Annotated in this window: 12 protein-coding genes and 3 pseudogenes; 13 read left to right on the forward strand and 2 right to left on the reverse strand. The window is 72.8% G+C overall.

From position 1 onward, the window contains the following. Nucleotides 1-41: 41 nt before the first annotated feature. The 7 genes and pseudogenes from E4N62_RS30370 (at nt 42) to E4N62_RS30400 (ending at nt 13,405) form a co-directional block, all read left to right on the forward strand. A complete protein-coding gene (locus E4N62_RS30370) occupies nt 42-1,748 on the forward strand; it encodes a glycerol-3-phosphate dehydrogenase/oxidase (RefSeq protein ID WP_230219625.1) in 1,707 nt (568 codons plus the stop codon). Nucleotides 1,749-1,929: 181 nt separating this feature from the next. Further along, complete coding sequence (locus tag E4N62_RS30375) at nt 1,930-4,122, forward strand: serine/threonine-protein kinase (protein WP_230219626.1); 2,193 nt, start codon at nt 1,930-1,932, stop codon at nt 4,120-4,122. 373 nt (nt 4,123-4,495) lie between these two features. Beyond that, nucleotides 4,496-7,318 carry a protein kinase gene (locus tag E4N62_RS30380; RefSeq protein ID WP_230219627.1) on the forward strand — a complete coding sequence of 941 codons (2,823 nt, stop codon included), beginning with the start codon at nt 4,496-4,498 and terminating at the stop codon, nt 7,316-7,318. Between the two features lie 218 nt (nt 7,319-7,536). After that, nucleotides 7,537-9,280: pseudogene (locus E4N62_RS30385) on the forward strand (serine/threonine-protein kinase). Between the two features lie 462 nt (nt 9,281-9,742). Then, nucleotides 9,743-10,405 (forward strand): annotated as a pseudogene (locus E4N62_RS48875) (serine/threonine-protein kinase); the annotation flags it as partial. A 337-nt stretch (nt 10,406-10,742) separates the two neighbouring features. Next, entirely contained in the window at nt 10,743-11,510 is a 768-nt protein-coding gene (locus tag E4N62_RS48880; RefSeq protein ID WP_230220343.1) for a hypothetical protein, read from the forward strand. A gap of 92 nt (nt 11,511-11,602) precedes the next feature. Beyond that, nucleotides 11,603-13,405, forward strand: a complete 1,803-nt coding sequence (locus E4N62_RS30400) for a serine/threonine-protein kinase (RefSeq protein ID WP_230219628.1) — start codon at nt 11,603-11,605, stop codon at nt 13,403-13,405. Between the two features lie 28 nt (nt 13,406-13,433). Here the strand turns inward: E4N62_RS30400 and E4N62_RS30405 are convergent, their stop codons facing one another. Next, nucleotides 13,434-15,632, reverse strand: a complete 2,199-nt coding sequence (locus E4N62_RS30405; protein WP_230219629.1) for a glycosyltransferase family 4 protein — start codon at nt 15,630-15,632, stop codon at nt 13,434-13,436. Between the two features lie 5 nt (nt 15,633-15,637). After that, entirely contained in the window at nt 15,638-16,543 is a 906-nt protein-coding gene (locus tag E4N62_RS30410) for an alpha/beta hydrolase (RefSeq protein WP_230219630.1), read from the reverse strand. 413 nt (nt 16,544-16,956) lie between these two features. On the opposite strand from E4N62_RS30410, the gene E4N62_RS30415 reads away from it, so the two are divergent. From E4N62_RS30415 to E4N62_RS30440, 6 genes and pseudogenes are all read left to right on the forward strand, one after another. Then, the gene (locus E4N62_RS30415) at nt 16,957-17,589 is read left to right on the forward strand and encodes an FG-GAP repeat protein (protein WP_230219631.1); all 633 of its coding nucleotides are present in this window, start codon (nt 16,957-16,959) and stop codon (nt 17,587-17,589) included. A gap of 8 nt (nt 17,590-17,597) precedes the next feature. Beyond that, on the forward strand, nt 17,598-18,407 hold the full coding sequence (locus E4N62_RS30420) for a DNRLRE domain-containing protein (RefSeq protein WP_230219632.1): 810 nt from the start codon (nt 17,598-17,600) through the stop codon (nt 18,405-18,407). Continuing rightward, nucleotides 18,388-18,897 carry an Imm21 family immunity protein gene (locus E4N62_RS30425; RefSeq protein ID WP_230219633.1) on the forward strand — a complete coding sequence of 170 codons (510 nt, stop codon included), beginning with the start codon at nt 18,388-18,390 and terminating at the stop codon, nt 18,895-18,897. Before E4N62_RS30420 ends, E4N62_RS30425 begins: the two co-directional genes overlap by 20 nt. Before the next feature lie 148 nt (nt 18,898-19,045). Then, nucleotides 19,046-20,436, forward strand: a pseudogene (locus E4N62_RS30430) (diacylglycerol kinase family protein). A gap of 60 nt (nt 20,437-20,496) precedes the next feature. Further along, entirely contained in the window at nt 20,497-22,443 is a 1,947-nt protein-coding gene (locus E4N62_RS30435) for a protein kinase (RefSeq protein ID WP_230219634.1), read from the forward strand. Between the two features lie 172 nt (nt 22,444-22,615). Beyond that, nucleotides 22,616-24,271: a succinic semialdehyde dehydrogenase gene (locus E4N62_RS30440; RefSeq protein ID WP_230219635.1), complete on the forward strand. Its 1,656-nt coding sequence runs from the start codon at nt 22,616-22,618 to the stop codon at nt 24,269-24,271. The last annotated feature ends 152 nt before the right edge of the window (nt 24,272-24,423 follow it).

The following is a 24,423-nucleotide window of genomic DNA, read 5'->3' on the forward strand; positions in this document are numbered from 1 at the left end:
CGGACGGATGAGGCCGACGCGACGGACAGCGGGAGGCAGCGGTGAGGACAGCGGCACTGGGACCGGCGCAACGCGCCGAGTCACTGGCGGGTATGGCCGAGCGCGAGCTGGACGTACTGGTCGTGGGTGGTGGCGTGGTCGGTGCGGGCACGGCCCTGGACGCCGTGACCCGCGGTCTGTCCACGGGCCTGGTCGAGGCACGTGACTGGGCGTCGGGCACCTCCAGCCGGTCCAGCAAACTGATCCACGGCGGTCTGCGCTATCTGGAGATGCTCGACTTCGCCCTCGTCCGGGAGGCCCTCAAGGAGCGGGGGCTGCTGCTGGAGCGGCTGGCCCCCCACCTCGTGAAGCCCGTGCCCTTCCTCTATCCCCTGCAGCACAAGGGCTGGGAGCGGTGGTACGCGGGCTCGGGCGTCGCGCTGTACGACGGGATGTCCATGGCGCGCGCGCACGGGCGAGGGCTGCCGATCCATCGTCACCTGACCCGTCGCCACGCCCTGCGGATCGCCCCCTGCTTGAAGAAGGACGCGCTGGTCGGTGCCTTGCAGTACTACGACGCCCAGATGGACGACGCCCGGTACGTCGCCACCATGGTGCGCACGGCCGCGTCGTACGGGGCGAAGGTCGCCAACCGCGCGCGGGTGACCGGATTCCTGCGGGAGGGCGAACGGGTCGTCGGGGCCAGGGTGCAGGACGTCGAGGGCGGCGGGGAGTACGAGGTCCGCGCCCGACAGGTCGTCAACGCGACCGGGGTGTGGACCGACGACACCCAGGCGATGGTGGGCGAGCGCGGACAGTTCCACGTACGGGCCTCCAAGGGCATCCATCTGGTCGTACCGAAGGACCGGATCCACTCCACGACCGGGCTGATCCTGCGGACCGAGAAGTCCGTGCTGTTCGTCATCCCCTGGGGGCGGCACTGGATCGTGGGCACCACTGACACCGACTGGGACCTCGACAAGGCGCATCCGGCGGCCTCCAGCGCGGACATCGACTATCTGCTGGAGCATGTGAACTCGGTCCTGGCGGTGCCGCTGACGCGGGACGACGTCCAGGGGGTGTATGCCGGACTGCGGCCCTTGCTCGCGGGGGAGTCGGACGCCACCAGCAAGCTCTCGCGGGAGCACATCGTGGCGCATCCGGTGCCGGGGCTGGTCGTGGTGGCCGGGGGCAAGTACACGACGTACCGGGTCATGGCCAAGGACGCGGTGGACGCGGCCGTGCACGGGCTCGACCAGCGGGTCGCGGAGTGTGTCACCGAGGACGTGCCGCTGCTGGGCGCCGAGGGGTACCGGGCGTTGTGGAACGCGCGGGCGCGGATCGCGGCGAGCACCGGGCTGCACGTGGTGCGGGTGGAGCATCTGCTGAACCGGTACGGGTCGGCCACCGAGGAGGTGCTCGAACTGATCGCCTCCGATCCTTCGCTGGGGGAGCCGCTGCGGGCGGCCGACGACTATCTGCGGGCCGAGGTGGTGTACGCGGCCTCGCACGAGGGGGCGCGGCATCTCGACGACGTGCTCACGCGGCGGACGCGGATCTCGATCGAGACGTTCGACCGGGGGACGCGCAGTGCGCGGGAGGCGGCGGAGCTGATGGCTCCGGTGCTCGGGTGGGACAAGGACCAGATCGAACGGGAGGTTCAGCACTACGAGAAGAGGGTGGAGGCGGAGCGGGAGTCGCAGCGGCAGCCGGACGACCTGACGGCGGACGCGGCGCGGTTGGGGGCGCCGGACATCGTGCCGCTGTAGCCGGACACGGGCTGGTCCGTTTCTGGGCGGGGCTCAGAAACGGGGTGCCAGTGGTGAAGTGTGGGTGGGTGTGGTGAGGGGCTTGGAGGTGGGGTGGCCGGTTGAGGGGCCCTGGGCGTGGGGCGGTTGGCGGGTGGGTGACAATGGAGGCTCTGTCAGGGCGGGTTGTATGAGGGGACGCATGTCGGAGGCGGAGCGGGCTGGGGAATCCCGTCAGGACAAGGACGCACGTCTCCTCGCCGGGCGGTACCGGCTGGGAGGGGTGCTCGGTCGCGGCGGCATGGGCACGGTGTGGCGTGCCATGGACGAGACGTTGGGCCGTACGGTCGCCGTCAAGGAGTTGAGGTTCCCGTCGAGCATCGACGAGGACGAGAAACGGCGGCTCATCACACGCACGCTGCGCGAGGCCAAGGCGATCGCGCGGATTCGGAACAACGCCGCGGTGACGGTGTTCGACGTCGTCCACGAGGACGACCGGCCGTGGATCGTCATGGAGCTCGTCGAGGGCAAGTCGCTCGCCGAGGTCATCCGGGAGGACGGCGTCCTCGAACCGAGGCGCGCCGCCGAGGTGGGGCTCGCCATCCTCGACGTGCTGCGCGCCGCGCACCGCGAGGGCATCCTGCACCGGGACGTGAAGCCGTCCAACGTGCTCATCGACAAGCACGACGGCCGGGTCGTCCTCACCGACTTCGGTATCGCCCAGGTCGAGGGCGACCCCTCCATCACCTCGACCGGCATGCTCGTGGGCGCTCCCTCCTACATCTCGCCGGAGCGGGCGCGCGGGCACAAGCCCGGGCCCGCCGCCGACCTGTGGTCGCTCGGCGGTCTGCTCTACGCGGCGGTCGAAGGGGTGCCGCCCTACGACAAGGGTTCCGCCATAGCGACACTGACCGCGGTGATGACCGAGCCGGTGCCGCAGCCGAAGCGCGCCGGGGCCCTCAAGGACGTCATCTTCGGCCTGCTCACCAAGGACCCCGAGCGACGTCTCGACGACGCCGGCGCACGGGCCATGCTCAACAGCGTGATCCACGCGCCCGACCCGAAGGACGTCGATCCGGTGGACGCCACCCGGGTCGTGCCGTTGCCGCCGGCTCCGGAGGAGCGCGCGAAGAAGGGCGGTTCCGGTGGGGCCGGGGCCAAGGGCGGTGCGGGCGAGCGGGTTCGGGCGCCCCGGTGGTCCATGCGGAAGGGGCCGGCCGCGGCTGCGGCCGGGGCCGCCGGTGGGGCAGCGGCCGGCGGAGCCGGCACCGGCGTCGGCGCCGCGCGGGGTACCTCCGGTGGGACTTCGGGAGGGGCCTCCGGCGCGGTTTCCGGTGGGCGCGGTGCGAAGTCCTCGGCCTCGGCGGCCGTGACGACGCGGTCTGCTTCCGTCGGGGTGTCGTCCGGGGCCGACAGCGCGACGAAGGGCGGGGGCGCGGCGCAGGCGGACAAACCGGCGTCCGCGGTGCCCGGCCCCCGGGCCGGCGGAACCGGTCAGGGCGCGGGCCCGGGGAACTCCGTCTCGGCGGGGCGGACTTCGGGGTGGCCCGAGATGACGCCGCCGGATCTGCCGCCGCGGCCGGTGCCCAGGGCGCCGATCACGGACGTGGTGTCGCGGCGGACGCTGGCGGTCATCGCCGTGGCCGTGGCCCTCGCCGTCCTCGGAACCGTCCTGGTGCTCACCCTCGGTGGGGACGACGGCAGTTCGACCGGCAGCAAGGGTGCCGACACCAAGGCGGCCGCGTCCAGCGGGTCGGCGTCGGGGAGCGACGCCGACAGCAAGGACGCGGACAAGGGCACGGACGAGGACACCGGCAAGGAGAAGGGGTCCGACCCCAGCCCCGACGGGGAGACGACGGAGGAGGCCACCGGGTCGGGTGGGGCGGGCGGCAGCTCGCCGAGCCCTACGGGCGGGTCGAACGGCGCCGGAAGCGGTGACGGCTCCGGCTCCGGCTCGGGCGACATCGCGGCCGAGACGTACAAGAGCGCTCAGGGGTTCTCGATCGGGCTGCCCGACGGGTGGAAGTACCAGTCCACGGACAACGCGGGTGCCCGGTTCTCCGGCCCCGACGGCCAGCGCCTGCTCGTCGGGTGGACGTCCACGCCGAAGAGCGACCCGGTCGCGGACTGGAAGAACCAGGAGCGCTACATGACGCGCTCGCAGTACAAGCGGATCCGAATAGAGTCGGTGGACTACCGGGGCTGGAACGCGGCCGACTGGGAGTTCACCTACATGGAGAGCGGGACGAAGAACCGGTCGATCGACCGGGGGTTCGTCGTCGACTCGCAGCAGGGATACGCGTTGATGTACACCGCGAAGGCCGCGAAGTGGAGCGGTGAGCTGCGCAAGGACACCTGGCGGACCTTCACGAAGACGTTCGAGCCGAAGGCGTAGGGCTTCGCGCCCGGTGAGTGGGGGCGCGTGGCGGTGGGCGGTGTGCGCCGGTGTGTTGAGGGTGAGGGTGCTGTGCGGGCCCGTGCCTCGGTTCGGGGTGCCGTACGGGGGCGTGCGGGTGCGCGGGGCGGGGCGAGGCGGCTCCGTATGAGCTCAGCTTCGGGAGTTGTGCCCGCCGGGTGAGTTCGGCGACGGGTCTTCCGGGGAAGATCGGATGCGTTCGAGCGCATTCGAGACGAACGAGATATCGCATCGAGTCAATGTGAGTTGCCTCCGGCACGTATCATGAAGGGCTGCGGATCGTACGCATCCAGCACGGAACGGGTCGCTGGGCGAGCGGAATTGACCAACCGGGCGGTCGGGGGAGGGCATTGTGGACGCATACGCGGGGCGGGTGCTCGCCGACCGCTATCGCCTGCCGCTGCCGCCCTCCGACGAGTACGAACCCGCCGCCGAGATACGCGCCTTCGACACCTACAGCGGGCAGGAAGTCCTGGTCCGGCAGGTGCCGCTGCCCGAGGTGGTCGAGGCCGAGGTGCTCGACTCCGACGGTCTGCCCGAGGGGTACGTCGCGCGGGACGGCGGGGCGCGCCGGGGCGCCGGACGGGCCACGCGTGGGTCCGCCGACCCCGCCGTACGGCGGGCCGTCGAGGCCGCGCAGGCCGCCGCGCAGATCCCCGACCATCCCCGGCTCGACCAGGTCTTCGACGTGTTCGCCGAGGGCGGCTCGTTGTGGATAGTGAGCGAACTGGTGTCCGCCCGCACGCTGGAGGCGCTCCTCGCCGAGCAGCCGCTGACGCCGTACCGCGCGGCCGAGGTCGCCGCCGACGTGCTCACCGCGCTGCGGGCGCTGCACGCGCACGGCTGGGTCCACCGGAACATCACCGCCCGTACGGTGCTGGTCTGCGACGACGGCCGGGTGATGCTGACCGGGCTGGCCGCCGGGGCGGCGGAAGAGGCACTGTGCGGGTACGACCCGGTGCCCGCGCGGGAGTACGAGGACAGGCCGCCCCCGGCACCCGGCGGTGGCGCGGGAGCGCCCGCCGGGTCCGGTGCGGGACAGGGGCCACGACAGGTCCCGGTGCCGCCCGGCGGGGTGCGGGACACACGGCGTGGCCCGGTGCCGCCCGGCGGTGTTCCCGGGGCCCGTGGTGGCGCGCTGCCCGGGAGCGGCGGCGGTACGTTCGGCGGTGCCCGGGGCGGTGTCCCCGGGGGCGCGGTCGAGGATCCCGAGGCCGCTCGGCGGGCCGCGATAGAGGCGCGGGCGGCCGGGAGCGCGGCCCCGGGGGCGGATCCCTCCGGAGGACAGCGCGCGCTGGAGGCAGGCGGGGACGCGCGCGCGGCGCGGGCGGGTGCCATCGCGGCGTACCGGGCCGGTGCGCGGGCCGCGGCCCGTGTGCAGGACGACCAACGCGGCGGGCCGGGCACGGGGTTGCCCGCCCAGCGGCCGGCGCCGCAGGACCGGGCACCCGCGGCAGGACCGGACAGCGGTCCGACGTCCGGCGCGACGACGCGCCCGGTGCCGCTCCACCAGATCGCCGACCCCTACGGCGTCCTCGCGAACGGCGGCGCCACGAGCGCCTGGCACGGCGCCCTGCCGCGCGGCGGGACGACCACGCCCGGCGCGGGCGCGGGCGGGACGCACGACAGCGGCATTCGCGGCACCCATGGCACGTCCGGTGGCCCCGGCGGCTCTGGCGGCCCCGACGGTTCCGGCGGAAGCGCGGCCGGTGAGGCGTCGTACGGCGGCGGGGCTCCCAGCGACGCGCCGTACGGTGGTGGGTCGGTCGGCGGGGCGACGGTCGGTGGGGCCAACTCCGACGCCGTGCCCGGCGCGCCGGTTCCCGTGGGTGTGACGGATGCCGTTCCGTGGGGCGGTGCCGGGGCCGGAACCGCGCCTCGGCGAGGCCCCGCGACCGCGCTCGCCGCCGAGCGCGCGCGGCAGGCGCGGATGGCCGTGGTGGGGCCGGTCACGGAGCGATGGGCGCCGGAGCAGGCCGGACCGGTGCATGAGAACTGGCAGTTGGCCGCGCCGATCGGACCGGCCACGGACCTGTGGGCGCTCGGCGCGCTGCTGTTCCGGGCCGTTCAGGGACACGCGCCGTACCCGGAGGAGAACACCGCCGAGCTGGTGCAGATGGTGTGCGCCGAGCCGCCCGCGTTCGCCGAGGAGTGCGGACCGCTGCGGCCGGTCGTGGAGTCGCTGCTGCGGCAGGACCCCACCGAGCGGCTGGACTTCGAGGAACTGCGCGGCTGGCTGCGCTCCCTGGTGCGGTCGGCGCCCGAACCCGAGGCCGGTACGCACGTGGTGCCCGCCCCGCCCGTCGACGCGAGCCGGCTGCCGATCGTACGGCGGCGCGGCGAACTCGTCCGCAGACGACGGGCCGGGTTGCCCGCGACCAGCGCGCACGCCCGCCACAAGCGCAGCCGCCAGGACAGGCGGCCCCAGCCCCGCAAACTGGGCCGGAACCTGCTCCTGCTGATCCTGCTCGCGCTGGCCGCCGCCATCACGTACGCCATGGTGTTCATGCCGAAGGCCACGCCGAGCAGCCAGGGCAGTGACACCGGCAGCCGTACGGACAGTGTCGGGCAGCCGAGTTCTGCGCCGGAGGCGAGCGGTGACTCCCGGCCCGGTCAGAACTCGAGTTCGCCCGACGGAGGCGAGGAGGGCCAGAGCGACGCGAGCCCCTCACCCTCGGAGTCGTCCGGGTCCACGCAGACGCAGACCGGTGACCCCGAGGTCGCCCAGGGGTTCACGCTGCGCAAGGACCCCGAGGGGTTCCAGGTCGCCGTCGCCACCGGTTGGAACCGCGCCGGCAAGAACGCGCGCGGCCAGATCGTCTACTCCCAGGGCGGCTTCGAGCTGATCGTCGTCCCCGGACGGGACAGCACGGCGACGTACGGCGGCGATCCGCTGAAGTACCAGCGGGAGGGCGAGCGCGAGTTGCAGCCCTTCCGTGACTCGACCTGGGCCACCTCCACCGGTATGCGGCTGGTCGAGGTGGGCGGGGTGACGTCGGCCGAGGGGCAGTTCACCTGGCAGGACGCCGAGGGACGCGGTGTCTTCGTACGGAACCTCGCGATCCTGCTCGACGGGCGGTACCACGTAGTGCAGGTGCGCGGGCCGGAGGCGGAGCGGGACGAGGTGACCCGGCTGTACGAGCAGGCGGCGGCCACGTACAAGGCGACCGGCTGAGCGGCCACGTACAAGACGAGCGGCTGAGCGGCCACGTACAAGGCGACCGGCTGAGTTCGGCGAGGTCGCTGTTCGGCAAGGCGGCGGAAGGTTGCGCTCCGTTCGCGGAAGCGAGAACCGTCACAGTGCGGTCTCTGTGCGGCCCGGCCGGTTCCCCGGGCCGTGGGCCGCTCCCTACTCTGACCCTGTCAAGAGCATTGCGGGGCAACGTGAATCAGATGCAGGGCCAGCTCCTCGCGGGGCGCTACCGGCTCGTCGACACCATCGGCAGCGGTGGCATGGGACGGGTCTGGCGTGCGCACGATGAGGTGCTGCACCGGGCGGTCGCGGTCAAGGAGTTGACGGCCGCGCTCTACGTCTCGGAGAGCGAGCAGGCCATCCTGTTGCGGCGGACCCGGGCCGAGGCACGCGCGGCGGCGCGGATCAACCACTCGGCCGTCGTCACCGTGCACGACGTGCTGGAGCACGACAACCGGCCGTGGATCGTCATGGAGTTGGTCGAGGGTGTCTCGCTGGCCGACGCCGTGCGGGACCGGGGCAGCGTGGAGGCGCGCGAGGCGGCGCGGATCGGTGTGTGGGTGCTGCGCGCGCTGCGGGCCGCCCACCGTGCCGGTGTGCTGCACCGCGACGTGAAGCCGGGGAACGTGCTGCTCGCCGAGGACGGTCGGGTCATGCTGACCGACTTCGGTATCGCGCAGGTCGAGGGCGACACCACCATCACCCGCACCGGGGAGATCGTCGGTTCCGTCGACTACATCGCCCCCGAGCGGGTGCGCGGGCACGAGCCCGGACCCGCCTCCGACCTGTGGTCCCTGGGCGCCACCCTGTACACGGCGGTGGAGGGCAAGTCGCCGTTCCGGCGCACCACTCCGCTCACCACGATGCAGGCCGTGGTGAGCGAGGAGGCCGAGGAACCGGCGGGCGCCGGGGCGTTGGGGCCCGTCATCGCCGCGCTGCTGTGCAAGGACCCGGCCGTACGGCCCGGCCCCGACGAGGCCGAGCAGATGCTCGCCGAGGCGGCGGAGGGGCGGCGGCCCCGGGAGGCGCAGGCGTATCTGGCGACTCGGGAGCATGGGGAGGATCGGGAGCATCGGCAGCAGACGGGGGGTGCGGCTGCCGGGGATGAGGGCTCGGGGCGCGCGCACGTTCATGGGGCGAGTGGAACGAATGGCGGGCGGGCTGGGCGCGCACGGTGCGCCCGCGCGGGAGTACACCACCGGCGCCCAGGTCGGCTGGGGCGACGGGTCCGGTGGGTTCGGAGGACCCGGGGCCCCGGTCGCGGGGGCCTATCAGCCGGGTTCCGCCGGGGCGCCCGTCGCGTCCAGCGGCAAGCGGCGCCGTCGGGGCCGTACGGTCGCGCTCGTGCTGGCGCTGGCCGTGCTGGCCGGTGGCGGCGGGGCCGTCGCGCTGCAGTACGCGGACGGATGGTGGGCCGGGAGCGGCACCTCTGCCGGATCGGACGGTTCGGGCGGGTCGGAGGACGGGGACCAGTCGGCCGACGGGGTGCCCGAGGGGTGGGAGCGGGTCGAGGACCCGGAGGGTTTCAGCCTCGCGCTGCCCAAGGGGTGGAAGCGGCAGGTCGAGGGCTCGCAGATCGACTACACGCCCGACGGCGGTGAGCACTTCCTCCGCGTCGCCGTGGACGACTCGCCGGACTTCGACAGCCCGTACCACCACCAGCTCGACCTGGAGGAGCAGGTGCGGACGCGGTCGGACTACCGGCAGGTGCGCCTGGAGGAGAACATCTTCCGCGACCGGCCGGGCGCGCTGTGGGACTTCACGTGGACCGCGTCGGCGAAGGACGCGGAGTTCCCCGGGCCGCGCCGGGCGATCGAGCAGATGTACCTCTCCCGGGACGGCGTCGAGTACACGATCTACATGTCCGCGCCGGCGGGGGACTGGAAGGCGGCCGAGGAGCAGTTCTACGCGGTGCTGCGCAGCTGGCGGCCGACGGGGCGGTGAGCCCGACCCACCGGGCACGACCGAGCGAGTCTGCCGGGGGCGCTCCCTCCTGACCCGCGGACACTCGCGCCCGGAAACACCAGCCCCCGGCTGTTGACGGGTCGCACGAGGGCCCCACGGAAGTGCGGCGGGGGCCCGCGTAAGCGCCGGAGCGGGCTCTGCGTAGGTGCCCGGCGTGGTCTCTGTGGCGGTGTCAGCGCGGGCCCTCGGAAGCGCGTCGAGGGCGGGGCCGCTCCGGCCCAGTGCCCCTTCCCTTCCCTGAATCCGCCGGCTCTCGGTCTTCGCGCGCCGCTCGCAAGGTGCTCGTGAGACGTGTGTGCGGCGCTTGTCGGCCAGCCCGTCGCACGGCACCGGAGGGTTCGGGTCCGGTGCGGCATGATGGGGCGCATGGGGACCGAGGGGGAGAGCGTCCGTGTCATAGCCGGGCGTTACCGGCTGGAGGCCAGGATCGGCCGCGGCGGTATGGGGATCGTGTGGCGCGCCACCGACCAGCTCCTCGGTCGGCAGGTGGCGGTCAAGGAACTCCCCCTGGACGACTCGCTCCCCGAGGACCGGTCCCGGGAGCGGCGCGAGCGCACCCTGCGGGAGGCACGCGCGGTCGCCCGGCTCGGGCACCCGCACATCATCGTCGTGCACGACGTCGTCGAGCAGGACGAACGCCCGTACATCGTCATGGAGTTGATCGACGGCAGCTCGCTCGCGGAGCGGATCGAGGAGCGAGGGCCCGTCGACGCGCGGGAGGCGGCGCGGATCGGGATCGCCCTGCTGGGCGCGTTGCGCCGGGCGCACGACGCCGGAGTTCTGCACCGGGACCTCAAGCCCGCGAACGTCCTGATCGAGACCGGCACCGACCGGGTCGTCCTCACCGACTTCGGTATCGCCCAGGTAGCAGGCGCGACCACGCTCACCGAGAGCGGGTCCTTCGTCGGCTCGCCCGAGTACACCGCCCCGGAGCGGATGTCCGGGGTCCGCACCGGCCCGGAGTCCGACCTGTGGTCGCTGGGCGCGCTGCTGTGCGCCGTGCTCAGCGGGGAATCGCCGTTCCGGCGTGACTCGTTGGGCGGGATCCTGCACGCGGTCGTCGTCGACGAGATCCGGCCGCCCGCGCAGGCCACGCCGCTGCTTCCCGTCGTACGGGGGCTGCTGGAGCGTGATCCGGACCTGCGGCTCGACGCGGCGGAGGCCGAGCGGCTGCTGCGGGCGTTCCGGGAGACGGGCCGGACACCGCGGACGACCAAGAACCCGAGGGCGTCGCACGGTTACACCCCGACGCGGCGTGACGTGCCTCGGCCGGGCCGCGACGCGCGGCGTACGGCCGCCGCCGGTGGCGCGGGGCACGCAGGTGCTGCCGCCCAGGATGTGACGGCCGCTGGGGGCGGACAGTCGCCCTCGGACCCGGGCGGACCCGGTGCGGTGGCTCCGGGGAGCGGCCCGGGAGGGGCGCCCGCCACACACGCGGAGCGTGCTCGTCGCGGCCGCGCTGGTGGCGGCGATGGCCGGGGCCGGCGTCTCGGCGGCGGCACTGCTGATGCGCGAGGGGCGGTGGGGGCGGCACGCCCGGCAGTTCGGCACCGCGGACCCCGGGCGTGTCGAGCACGGCCGGGGATTCGGGAGGCGAGGGGAGCCCGGGTCGGCGGGCGAGTCGGGACAGTCCGGCTCGCCCGGTACTCCGCACACGCCGGGCGCGTCGAGCTCCTCGGGCGGGTCCGGGGGGCCCGGCGGCACAGCCGGTCCGTCGGGCGACGCCACACCCACCGTGACACGCTCCCGGGCGGCCACCGCGCCGACCGTGCCCTCGGGGTACCGGCTCGCCCGGGACCAGCGGGGCTTCAGCCTCGCGGTGCCGGACGACTTCACCCGGGAGCCGCAGGGGGAGCGGGTCTTCTACATGTCGCCGGGGCAGGTGGTCCGGATCGGCGTCAAGGTCGACGACCCGGAGGAGGGCGGGCCCACCGGGGTGATGCGGCGCGCCCATGCGAAGGGGCCCTCCACGAACCCCGGTTACCGCGACGGCCGGGTCACCGAGACCACGCACGACGGGCGGCCGGCCGCGCTCTGGGAGTTCACCTGGGACGGTTTCAGCGCGGCGGAGGGATCCCGGCACACGTACGACCTGTGCTGGGAGCGGGACGGGCGGCTGTACGACGTGTGGGTGTCGGCGCCGGTCGGGAGGGTGAGCGAGGCGAAGGAGTACTTCGACGTGGCGGTGGACACGTTCGTACGTAACTAATGCGGAGATAAGTGGTGTTCCGCGTCACGGGTCTGTGACCGGAAAGCGGCGGGGCTGGCTGCCGAAGCGCTTGCCGCGATACAGATGAACGTATGAGCAGCAACGGGGGCGCCCCTTACGGAACAGGGCCTGGGCCCGGCTACGGAGCCGACGAGCCGACGAGTTTCGGACTGCAACCGCCGCAGCCGAGCGCGCCGTACCCCGGGAACCCGTACGCGCAGCCGACCCGGGCCGCGGACCGGCCCGCGCCGCCCTCGGCGCCGCAGTCACAACCGCAGGCCCAGTCACAACCGCAGGCGCAGCCGCAGTCACACCAGCAGGCGCAGCACGCGCAGGAGGCTAGGCCCGTACCGCCCTCGCACGCGGCGCAACCCGCGCCCGCCGCGCAGGATCCCGGTACCGGGCGGCTGATCGCCGGTCGCTATCGGCTGCTCGCCAAGCTCGGGCACGGCGGTATGGGCACGGTGTGGCGGGCGCAGGACGAGACGGTGGACCGGGAGGTCGCCGTCAAGGAGCCCCGCGTACCCGACCACCTTCCCGAGCGTGAACGGGCCAACGCCTTCGAGCGGATGCGCCGCGAGGCCCGCGCGGCCGCCCGGCTCGATCATCCGTCGGTCGTCAACGTGCACGACGTGGCGGTCGTCGACGACCGGCCGTGGATCGTCATGGAGCTGGTGCGGGGGCGCTCGCTGGGCGACGCGCTGCAGGAGGGCACCCTCGGCACCCGTGAGGCGGCGAGAATCGGCCTCGACGTGCTCGGCGCGCTGGAGGCCGCGCACGCGGCGGGCATCCTGCACCGGGACGTCAAGCCCGACAACGTCCTCCTCGGCCGGCACGACCGGGTCGTCCTCACCGACTTCGGTATCGCCCAGATCGAGGGCGAGACCAATCTGACGGACACCGGCGGCTTCGTCGGCTCGCCCGAGTACATCGCCCCCGAGCGCGTGCTCGGCCAGCGCCCCGGGCCCGCCTCGGACCTCTGGTCGCTCGGCGTCGTCCTCTACGCCGCCACGGAGGGCGTGTCGCCCTTCCGGCGCAGCAACACGCCCGCGACGCTGCAGTCCGTGCTCAACGCCACGCCCGCGGCGCCCGCCTCGGCCACCGGTCCGCTCGCCGAGGCCATCAACGGCCTGCTGCAGAAGGACCCGGCGCGCCGTCCGAGCGCCGCCCGTGTCCGCGAGTTGCTGGAGACGGCCGCGAACCCGCCGGCCCCCGTGCTCACCCAGGTGGTCCGGACGACCGCCGGGACCCGGGCGGGGGAGCCCAAGGGCATCAGGATCGGCGCCAAGACCCTCGCCGGGGTCGGCGCGGCGGTCGTAGCGGCGGCGGTGACGGCCTACGTGGTGATCGCCGACCCCTTCGCGGGGCCGCTGCCGGACGGCTGGAAGCAGCGGGACCTCGGTACGAAGGTCGCCGCGAGCGTGGGCGTGCCCGGCGACTTCGTGAAGGACCGGTTCGAGCCGGACGAGACCGACGGAACGTTCGCGCAGTACAGCGACCCGAGCGGGCTGATCCGGATCAACGTCGACCGGGACATCAAGAAGGACGACAAGAAGAACGAGATCCCGGGCGTCGCGCTGGACAGGGCGTACGCCGACTGGGAGCTGGTCAAGGACGGCGAGTACTCGCTGGACGTCGCCTACGACCCCGCGCCCAAGGGGCGGCCGCAGGAGGCCCGGTTCCAGGACCACGAGGCCGCCGAGAACACCATCCGGTACACGACCACCGACAGCCAGGACCCGCGTCTGCGGGAGGCGCGGGTCCTGTACTACCGGGCCGGCAACGGTGACATGTACCGGCTGTGGATCGACTATCCGGGCAAGGGGCACTTCACCGGGCAGGGCCGCGAGATCGCCCGTACGGTCATCGCGAACCTGAAGATCGACACGATGTAGACGCGCCTCCGCCCCTGATGCGTGGACCTCATGACAGCGCGAGGGCCAGGTCGTTGGTGACGGTGAAGAAGAAGCGGGCCTGTGGCACGGATCCGTTCGGTGTGGTCATGGTGACCGCCGGGTACTTGTCGGTGTCCTTGCGGTCCACGATGTCGTCGAACAACCGGCCGAGCCGGATGAGTTCGGCGTCGGGGGCGGGGCGCAGGAACAGGTCCCAGATCACCTTGTCCGGGCCGGCGGGGTCCGGGAGGGATGTCAGCCGCGCGCGGAATCCGGGTCGCCCGGTCGCGCGTGTCCCTTCCGGGCCTGTGCCTTCCGTGCCTCTCCCCTCCGCGCCCGTCTCCTCCGCGCGTGTCGCCGGTGTCTCGAAGTCCGCCACGTCCTCGCCCCGGGCGACGCCCACCAGCGTCGCGCCCTCGCCGAGCACGGCCCCGTGCAGGACGCCCTCGACGGCGAGCGACCCGTCGTCGACGGGCAGTGCGGTGACCTCGGAATGCGCGGTGCGGTGGAAGGTGCGCAGCGCCAGGTAGCCGTCCTTGGTGGCGTACGGGATCCTCCAGGCGACCGGCGACCGGTCCGGGAGCTCGGCGGTCAACAGGCCCCGCTGCTCGACCAGTCCCGCCCGCACGCGGCGGCGGGCTCCGTCCCCGCCCCGCTCGACGTGCAGGTCCCAGCGGCCCTCCGCGAGGGCCGGCTCGTCGCGGCTCAGTGCGGCGGTCCACGGGCTCCTGGGGTCGTCCGGCGTGTCCTGCCGCAGGGGGACGCGCACCTCGTCGCCGGCGTGGCGTCGGCGCAGTACGAGCGTCAGGCCCGTCCCCGACACGCCGGACGCGGCGACGGCGATCCGCACACCGCCATGCCGGTCGACGCGGCAGCCGGCCTTCGGACGTAAGGGTTTCGCCGCCCCGGCCTTCGCGTTCCTGGTCGTCGGCTCGGTCGCCCCGGGCTGCTCGGCCGGGGTCGAAGGGAGCCACCCCAGTGCCCGGCGTAAGCGGCGGCCCAGTTTCACCGGGGCCGGGGTGCGGGCCTCCTGGAGGCCGGCGATCAGCTGTTCGTACTCCGCGGCGATCGTGCGGGGGGCGTACCGCTGGACGGTCGTGCGGCCGGCGGTGCCGACGCGCTGCCGTAAGTCCGCGTCGTCGATGAGCCGGAGCAGGCCCGTGGCCAGGGCGTTCGGGTCGCCCGGGGTGACGAGGAGGCCGTCGGTGCCGTCGGTGACGATCTCACCGGGGCCGTGCGGACAGTCGGTGGCCACCACGGGGACACCGGCGTGCATGGCCTCCAGGATGGTCATGCCGAAGGACTCCCACTCGGAGCTGACGGCGGCGACGGAGGCCTTCGCCCACTCGGTCTCCAGCGTGGCCCGGGCGCCCATGAGGAAGACGTGGTCGCCCAGCCCGAGTCTGTCGATCGTGGCGCGCAGGTCCGCGCGCTCCGGGCCCTTGCCGTAGATCCGCAGCCGCCACTCGGGGCGTTCGGCGACGACCTTGGCGAAGGCCTCGATGAGCAGGTCGTACCGCTTGACCGGGAACAGACGCCCGGCGGCGACCACCAACGGCGCGCGCAGGTCGGAGGGTTCGGCCTCGGGCCGGGGCGCGGCGTTGGCGATGTCGGTGATGCGGGTGCGCAGGCCGGGCAGGTGCAGACGGTGGTCGGCGGCGTCCCGCGCGGAGACGGTGACGAAGGCGTGCAGACGCTTGATCGCCGCGTTCTGCGCCTCGCGTACGCCGGGCACGTGGTTGTCGTACGACAGGTGCTCCTGCCCGATGAGCAGCGGGCCCCGGCGGGACGCGCCGGTCGTACCGGAAGCGCCGGACGCGACGGGTGGGCGGCGCGAGCCGACGGCGCCGTGTCCGGCCAGGGCCACCACGAGCGCCGGGCGGGTCGCGACGACGACATCGGCGTCGGTGGTGTCGAGGAAGGCGCGCAGACGTTCGTCGGTGAGGGCGGTGTAGCGGTGGGCGAGCACCTCTGAGGGCGGCACCACGGCGGAGGGCCGGGACATCAGCTCGTGGCCGCCGTCGTAGGACTCGGCGTCGGGGCGCTCGTCGACGAGCGGGACCAGGCGGACCTTGCCGCTCACCCCGAGCAGAGGGCGGTCCTCGGTGCGTAAGACGGAGACCACCTCCACGTCGTGACGGGCCGCCAGGGCTCCGGCGAGGTTCAGCGTCGAGCGGACGGTGCCGCCGATGGCGTACGCGTTGTGGAGCAGAAAGGTGATCTTCATGGCGCTCAGTGCGTCCTCTCAGCGATCCAACCCAGGACCCGGTCGGCGACCCCCGGCTCCTTCAACAGCGCTCCGCCGTGCGAGGAACCGGCCACCGTCTCCACTGTGACCCCGTTGGCGGGCATGTTGTGGGCGTTCTCCTCGGCGGCCTCCAGGTCGAGCGAGTGCCGGACGGGCACGAAGTCGTCCTCGGAGTGGAGCAGGAACATGGGGGCGTCGTCGCCACCGGAGGCACGGTTCCTGACGACCATGTCCGCCCAGGTGTCCCGGCAACCGGAGTGCGCCGAGGCGGAGTTGTCCGACGGGTCGGGGTGACAGCGGGCCAGAAGCGTGGCGTTGTCGCGCAGTTTGCGCTGCCGGGCGGTCGCGTCACCGGCGTTGCCGTCGCGCCAGGCGCGGTACGGGTCGTTCACGGGGGACAGCGCCACCACGCCGTCGACGCGGAAGGCGCCGGAGCGGTAGGTGGCGACGGCCGTGGCGATCTGACCGCCCGAGGAGGAGCCCAGCAGGACCAGTCGGTCGGGGTCGAGGTCGAAGTCGGCGGCGTGGTCGCGGATCCAGTCCAGGGCGGACAGCGCGTCGGTCCGCTGGGCCGGCCAGGGGGCGTCGAAATTCAGCCGGTGGTCGACGGCGAAGACGGCGTACCCGGCGTCCGCGAACCTGCGCGACCAGCCGGCCCAGCCGGTGTCCTCGTACCAGTGGCCGCCGTGCAGGATCACGATGCCCGGCTGCTCCCCGCCCCGGTCCTCACCAGCGGTGTTCCAGTAGGCGTCGAGGGTCTGCCGGGGGTGCGAACCGTAGGCGTGGGAGCTCTCGTTGCGGCCGGCCGCCTCGCTCGTGCGGGTGTCGTGGACGAGCAGCGCGGCAACGACAGCAACGCAAAGAATGAGACAACCCCAGAGCCGACGCACGGCTACCTGCCCTTCGAGTGACCTGACGGCAGGCGACGTCGTCCCCGGCCACGGGATCCGACCGAAACGTCCACGGCATGGGGGCGCCCACACGGCCTGCTTGCGTGAGCAACCGGACTATAGGCGGCCCGCGCGAGCAACCGTCAATCGAGGTAAACGAGTTGGCCGGAAATTTCCGGCCTGAACGGCTTGGCGAGGGTCGAGCATGACATATGCAAACATCTCCATGGCTGTGGATGAGCCATGGGGAAAGGGGGGTTGACATGTAGGCGACGTGCGCCTTTGGCTTCCCCTTATGTGGCCAGGGGGGTTGCTGTGGTCACTCAACGGGGATACAGGGGTGAGTTGTGCGAATACGCACACGCACAGCAGGGTTGGCCCTGCTGGCTTCCGTCGTCATGTCATCGGGGCTGTTGCCCTCCAGTGTCGCCGGGGTGGCAGCGGCGGCCACCTGCACGGCGGGCACGTCTACCGACTTCAACGGCGACAGCGTCGTCGACACGGTCGTCGCGGACCCGAACGCCACGGTGAGCGGCGTCAAGGGCGCCGGCCTGGTGCGGGTGATCCTGGGCGGCGGCAAGGGGGTCGTCGAGATCTCGCAGGCCACTCCCGGCATGAACGCCGCGCCCGAGCCCGGTGACGGCTTCGGCACCTCCCGCACCACCTACGACGCCGACGGCGACGGCTGCACCGACCTCGTCGTCGGGGTGCCGTACGAGGACGTCGGCGCCGTCACCGACGCGGGCGCCGTCCAGGTCTTCCGGCCACTGGTCACGATCGGCGCGGCCGACCGGCTGGTCACCCGCGGCTCGGGCCTGCCCGGTACCGCCACCCGGCGGGACCACCTGGGCATGTCGCGGACCGTCGGCGCGAACAACCTCTATGTCGGGGTGCCCTTCAGCAAGGCGTCCGGCACCACCAAGGGGGTCCTCCACGTTCTGACGTGGGCCGACCTCGACGGCACCACCAGCACGGGTGCCACCACGTACCAGCCGGGATCGGGCGGACTGCCCGACAACGGCGTCTCGTTCGGCGTGGTCGGGTGACGGACGGCATGGAGAGAAGGAAGTACACCGGCACGGGCGAACCGGCCGAGGCCCCCGCGGCCCCCGGCGGGGACATCACACCGCCCGACGGCGCCACCGTCGAGGACGTGGCGGTGGCCGTCGACTCCGACAGCGTCACCCTCACCCCCGACGCGGACCTGCTCACCGGAGACGACACGGTGTACCCGGTCTACATCGACCCCGTGTTCCGCACCGCCAACCGCACCGGCTGGACCATGGTGTCCTCCGACTCCCCGTCCGACTCCTTCTGGAAGTTCGGCGACGACGAGGGCGTGGGCCTGTGCCCGTCCAACGTCTCGTTCCGCTGCTCCAGCAGCAGCGACAAGAAGCGGCAGTTCTTCGCCATCCCGACCGGGACGTTCGAGGGCAAGGACATCGTCGAGGCACAGTTCGCCGTGACGCTGGTCCACTTCTACAGCGACTCCGCGCGCGAGGTGCAGCTGGCCCGCGTCAACAGCACCGGCGCGAGCGCGATCAGCTCGAAGACCAACTGGTCCAACCAGCCCTCTTCGAAGGACACGATCACCGCCAAGTCGCCGACCGACACGGCCGGTTCGTGCACCTCGACCAACCAGAACGTGCGCTTCGGCGTGACCGGCACCATCCGGACGGCGGCCGCCAAGGGCTGGGACACCACCACGTTCCGCCTCAAGGCCGCCAACGAGTCGGACGTCTCGTACTGGAAGCGCTTCTGCGGCAACGCCCACCTGGAAGTGACCTACAACCGGCCGCCGTTGCAACCGGACCAGGACGCCCTGCAGATGATGAAAGGGCTCTATGACGCACAGGGCTCCTGAGGGCCGTGAATGGCTGGAGACGGACGGTGGTCCCTTCCTGCTGGCTCCGGTGTCGCTGCTCCCCACCTGGACGGGATACGAGGGTGACTACGATCTCGTCATCGAGGGGACGGACGCCGGGTGGTCGGAGGCCTACCTGCTGCCGGGCCGCAACGTGATGGTCCTCGGGGACGAACCCCTGGCGAGCACGGTCCTGGAGTCGCGTTCTCTGATCGTCCAGTGGGTGCACGCGAACTCCGAGGACGAGATGCGCGCGCACGCCTCCGAGGTCGATCTCGACTCCATCGTCTGGCGCGAGGGCCCGGTGCTGGAGAGCGACGGGAGTCTCGCGCTCATGGACGCGGCGCTTCCGGGCGCCGAGGCGACCGAGGGCGAGCTGTTCGTCCTCGAACGCGACGCGGGCGCCTATCGGATCGACAGCGCCGAAGTCCCCCTCGCTCCGCACTGCGCGGCGAAACTTCACCGGCTCGTGCGGGTGAAAGCGGGTTAGTCCGCGACACGCGACACTCCGGGGGTCACCGCTTCGGCGGTGGCCCACCGGATCTTCGTCTCCGTCCTCCGGCAACCGTCGCTCTGCCCGGCCCGCAACCCCTAACATGCCGTGTCAAGTGCATGATCGGCGCGAAGGGCGAGCGAGCGTGGGCATCGAACACCTGGACGTACGGGCGCACGCGAGACAACGCTGGGCGGCCAGGGCCGCTCTGGGCTGCGCGGTCCTCGCCGTGCTGCTGCCCCTCGGCTACGCCCGCGGGGCGAGCCTCCTCCTCGTCGCCGGTGTCGTGCTGGGCGCCGGCCTCACCGTGGCCGCCCTCTGGTGGGTACTGACCCGGCGCGGCCCCGCCCGCGTCGCGGCGGGAGTGCTGGCCGTGGCCGCGCCGGTCGGCGTCGTCTGGTGGTTCGCCGTCGTCAACCTGCTCTGGGTCGTGATCGTCTCCGCCGCCCTGTGGAGCGTCGCCGTCTGGTCCGGCAAGTTCGCCCTCAGCAGCACCAAGTCCCATCAGGTGCACGTCCCCGAACACCGCGTCCCGGCCCCACCCGCCCTTTCCTCATCATGAACCCCAAGTCCGGCGGCGGAAAGGTCGAACGCTTCCGGCTGAAGGAGCGCGCCGAACGACTCGGCGCCACCGTCCACCTGCTCGACCCCGCGCGCCACGAGGACGTGGCCGTCCTCGCCCGGGACGCCGTCAGGAACGGCGCCGACCTCCTCGGCGTCGCCGGGGGCGACGGCACCCAGGCCCAGGTCGCCGCCATCGCCGCCGCGTACGACGTCCCCCTGCTCGTCATCTCCGCCGGCACCCGCAACCACTTCGCCATGGACCTCGGCCTCGACCGCGACAACCCCGCCGCCTGCCTCGACGCCCTCACCGACAAGGGCGTCGAACTCCACGTCGACCTCGGCTACGCCAGCGGCCACCCCTTCGTCAACAACGCCTCGTTCGGCGCGTACGCGGCCGTCGTACAGAGCCCCGCCTACCGCGACGACAAGGTCCGCACCACCCTGGAACTGCTGCCCGAACTGCTCACGCACCAGCGGGGCCCACGGCTCACCGCCCGCATCGGGGATGCCGTCATCGACGCGCCCCAGGCCGTCCTCGTCAGCAACAACGTCTACCGCAGCGACGACCTCGTCGGTCTCGGCCGCCGCGAACGGCTCGACGCCGGGGTGCTCGGTGTCGTCGGCGTCCGCGTCGACAGCGCCGCCGAGGCCGCCGGACTCGTCCTCGGTCCGAACGCCCCCGGCCTCAGCCTCCTCGTCGCCGACGAGATCGTCGTCGAGGCCGACCGGCCGGAGATCGAGGTCGGCGTCGACGGCGAGGCCCTCGTCCTGCCGACCCCCGTCCACTGCCGGGTCTCGTCGAAAGCCCTGCGCGTCCGCGTGCCCCGCGACCGCCCCGGCGTCCCCGAGCCCAAACCGCCCTTGGACTGGCGCCGGTTGCGCAAACTCGCCGCTGCGGTCGGCCGTACGGCGCTGCCCAAGCACCGCGAACGGTACGGCTGGGCACAGGAGTTGTGGAACCGCCGACGCTAGAAACGTGGGTCGACCGGGTCCGCGTCGACAAGCTCCGCCCTAGCACGGTACTGATGGGGCATGAGCGACGACGGCGAACATCCGCGCGACGAACTCCCGTCCGGCGTCCGGGCGTACCGGGCCACCGGTCGTCTCGTCGGCGGCCGCTACCGTCTCACGGAACGCGTCGGATCGGGCGGCATGGGCACCGTCTGGAGGGCGGTCGACGAACTCGTCGACCGCGAAGTCGCCGTCAAACAGCCCAAGCTCCCTGGCGACTCCTACGGCTCGCACGACCTGAACGGCCCGCATGGCCCGGACGGTCCGCATGGCTTGGACGGTCCGCATGGCCCGGACGGCCCCGGTCGTTCGGGCAGTCCCGCCGGGCCCGGCGGGACTGAGCAGGACGCCCGTCGGCGGGCCGCCAACCGGCTCTACCGCGAGGCCCGCGCCGCCGCCCGCGTCGACCACCCGTCCGCCGTCACCATCCACGACGTCGTGGTCGAGGACGGGGCCCCGTGGATCGTCATGGAACTGGTCCGCGGCGAGTCCCTGCACGAGGTGCTCCGGCGTGGCGTCCTCACCCCCGTCGAGGCAGCCCGCGTCGGCCTCGCCGTCGTCGGCGCGCTGCACGCCGCGCACGGCGTCGGCATCGTGCACCGGGACGTCAAACCCGCCAACGTCCTCCTCGGTCCGCACGGCCAGGTCGTCCTCACCGACTTCGGCATCGCCCACGTCCAGGGCGAGGAATCGCTCACCGTGACAGGGGAGTTCGTCGGGTCGCTCGAATGCGTCGCCCCCGAGCGAATGGCCGGTCCCGGCGCCGCCGGCCCGCCCTCCGACCTCTGGTCGCTCGGCGTCCTGCTGTACGCCGCCGTCGAGGGCTGGTCCCCCTTCCGCCGCACCACCCTGGAGTCCACGCTCGCCGCGATCCTCGCCGCCGAACCACCGGCGCCGGAGCGGGCGGGCCCCCTCGCCCCCCTGCTCGTACGCCTGCTGGCCAAGGACCCGGCGCTCCGGCCGGACGCCGAGGAGACCGCCGGGTTCCTTGATGAGGTGGCGGAGGGCCGGACGCCCGACCTCCGGATGCCGTCCGGGCTCCGCGAGTCGAGCGAGGACGTGGCGACGCGGACGCTACGGCTCGGCGAAAAGCCGCAGGGTGCCGCCGGGCCGCAGCAGCGCAAGCCGCAGAACATACGGGGCGAGGAGCCGGAGAACGCACGGGGTGCGAGACCCGAGGCCGTGCAAGGTACGAGGCCCGAGGCCGTGCACAGTGCGAAGCCCGAGAACGCACGGGGTGAGAAGTCCGATGACGCACGGGGTGAGAAGTCCGATGACGCGCCCGACACCGAAGTCGGGCCGGTCGGCGCCGTGCGCCCCCGGCGCAGGTCGCGTGCCGGTCGTCCCGTCGCTCTGGCCGCCGTCGGGCTGCTGCTGACCGCCGGGGGAGCCTGGGCCGGGGTCGCGCTCGACACCGGCGGCGGTGTCACCGAGGTCGCCGAGCCAACGGTCGGGTGGGTGGACGCCCGCGTCGAGTCCCCGAGCACCGACCGCACTTCGGGCACCACGGCCGGCACGCGCTGGGTGGCCCACCGCGAGGAGGCCATGGACGCCGTCCTCTCCCTCCCCGGTTCCTACCGACGGCTCCGCGCGGAGGGCGGCGACGACGCGCGGCCCCGCACGGTCACCTACGAGGGCGAGAAGGTCGTCCGGGTGCGGCTGACGCAGTGGGACCGGGCGCCCGCCTCGCCCATGGAACAGGCCAAGGACGCAACGGACATCGTGGCGGGCGACGTGAAGTCGACCGCCCAGTACACCGACACGGGCTTCCACGACCAGGAGGCCGTCCTCGCCGACACCACCCACTTTCTGGACGGCACTCCCACCCGGGTCCTGGAACTGATCGTGCGCACCGACGACGACCGGATGTACGAGCTGCGCGTGGACATGCCGAAGGGCACGGCGGACGAGAAGAAGGGGACGGCCGTCTTCAAAGGGGCGCGGGAACGGCTGGAGATCGGACCGTAGGCAGCCGCCGCGCACGGACGTGATCCACGCCGCATTCGCGGCCGCACGCCACCGCCCGACGCGCTGATCAGCGACTTCGTTGCCAGCGATCACTGGCATGGTGTGTGCGCCCGGTGAAACCCTGTTACCACCGGGTACCCAAAGTCGTCCGGTCCGGAATACCCTGCGCGTCATGACGGACTCGCAGGCCCCCGAAAAGACCGGCACGACCACCACGGGTACGACCGGCACGGCACGGACGACCGGCACCAACCCCCTCGCGGCAGCCCCGCAGGGCGCCCGTACGGCCGCCGACGTGGTGACCCCCGAACTGGTCGCCCAGCTCACCAAGGGCGTGGTCGGCTCCGGCCGCACCGCCAACCACACGCCGTTCACCGGCGAGAAGCTCGCCGACCTGCCGGAGTCCACCCCCGAGGACGTGGAGCGGGCCTACGCGACGGCCCGCGCCGCGCAGGCCGTCTGGGCCCAGCGGTCCGTGCGGGAGCGCGCCGCCGTCCTGCTCCGCTTCCACGACCTGGTCCTCGAACGCCAGGCCGAGGTGCTCGACCTCATCCAGCTGGAGACGGGCAAGGCCCGCCTGCACGCCCACGAGGAGGTCCAGGCCGTCGCGGTCGCCGCCCGTCACTACGGCCGCAAGGCCCCCTTCTACCTGAAGCCGAAACGGCACACCGGCGCCGTACCGACCCTCACCAAGGTCACCGAACTGCGCCACCCGCGTGGGGTGATCGGCCAGATCGCGCCCTGGAACTACCCGCTCGAACTCTCCGTCGGCGACGCGATCCCCGCCTTCGTCGCGGGCAACGCCGTCGTGATGAAGCCCGACACGGAGACCTGCCTGACCGCCCTGTGGGCCCGCGACCTGCTCATCGAGGCCGGCCTGCCCGCCGACGTCTTCCAGGTCGTCCTCGGCGAGGGACCCGTCATCGGCCCCGAGGTCGTCAAGCACGCCGACTACGTCTCCTTCACCGGCTCCACCCGCACCGGCCGCGAGGTCGCCCAGGGCGCGGCCGCCCGCCTCGTCGGCGTCTCTCTCGAACTCGGCGGCAAGAACGCGATGCTGGTCCTCGCCGACGCCGACATCGAGAAGGCGGCGGCGGGCGCCGTCCGCGCCTGTTTCTCCTCCGCCGGCCAACTCTGCATATCCATCGAGCGGTTGTACGTCCACGAGTCCATCGCCGACGCCTTCCTGGAGCGCTTCGCCGCCCGCACCAAGGCCATGCGCCTCGGCACGTCCCTCGCGTACGGCGCCGACATGGGCTCCCTCGTCGGCGAACGCCAGCTGGAGACCGTCACCCGCCACGTCGACGAGGCCGTGGAGAAGGGCGCGAAGGTCCTCGCGGGCGGCGTGGCCCGCCCCGACATCGGCCCCTACTTCTACGAGCCGACCATCCTCGACGGTGTCACGGAACCCATGTCCGTGTGCACGGAGGAGACCTTCGGCCCGGTCGTCTCCATCTACCGCTTCACGGACGAGGACGAGGCCATAGCGGAGGCCAACTCCACCGCGTACGGCCTCAACGCCTCCGTCTGGACCAAGGACGGCCGCCGCGGCCGCGAGGTCGCCTCCCGCGTCCGCGCCGGCACGGTCAACGTCAACGAGGGCTACGCCTCCGCGTACGGCTCCGTCCAGTCCCCCATGGGCGGCATGAAGGACTCCGGCCTCGGCCGCCGCCACGGCTCCGAGGGCATCCTCAAGTACACGGAGGCCCAGACGGTCGCCCAGCAGCGCCTGCTGCCCATGGCCCCGTCCCTCGGCATGGACGACGAGAAGTACGCCCAGTTCATGAGCCGCTGCCTCCGGGCGATGAAGGCACTCCGGCTGCGCTAGCGGGTGTTTCGAAAGTCCTGTGCGGTGCCCGCGGTGTCCGGTGCGTGCTCTCGGCGTGCCGGACGAAAGCCCTCGTACTGGACGTGCTTGGGGTTTCGGCCGGTGCGGCGAGAGTGCGTGCCGGGCGCCGTGGGTGCTGTGCGGGACTTTCG

The sequence above is a fragment of the Streptomyces sp. MNU76 genome, assembly GCF_020982545.1.
In the GTDB taxonomy this organism is placed as follows: domain Bacteria; phylum Actinomycetota; class Actinomycetes; order Streptomycetales; family Streptomycetaceae; genus Streptomyces.

Bases quoted from the DNA above. Each gene is read 5' to 3' on its own strand.
- E4N62_RS30435 (WP_230219634.1), top strand. From the start codon at position 20,497: ATGAGCGACGACGGCGAACATCCGCGCGACGAACTCCCGTCCGGCGTC.
- E4N62_RS30400 (WP_230219628.1), top strand. From the start codon at position 11,603: ATGAGCAGCAACGGGGGCGCCCCTTACGGAACAGGGCCTGGGCCCGGC.
- E4N62_RS30405 (WP_230219629.1), bottom strand. From the start codon at position 15,632: ATGAAGATCACCTTTCTGCTCCACAACGCGTACGCCATCGGCGGCACC.
- E4N62_RS30440 (WP_230219635.1), top strand. From the start codon at position 22,616: ATGACGGACTCGCAGGCCCCCGAAAAGACCGGCACGACCACCACGGGT.
- E4N62_RS30420 (WP_230219632.1), top strand. From the start codon at position 17,598: ATGGAGAGAAGGAAGTACACCGGCACGGGCGAACCGGCCGAGGCCCCC.
- E4N62_RS30425 (WP_230219633.1), top strand. From the start codon at position 18,388: ATGACGCACAGGGCTCCTGAGGGCCGTGAATGGCTGGAGACGGACGGT.
- E4N62_RS30375 (WP_230219626.1), top strand. From the start codon at position 1,930: ATGTCGGAGGCGGAGCGGGCTGGGGAATCCCGTCAGGACAAGGACGCA.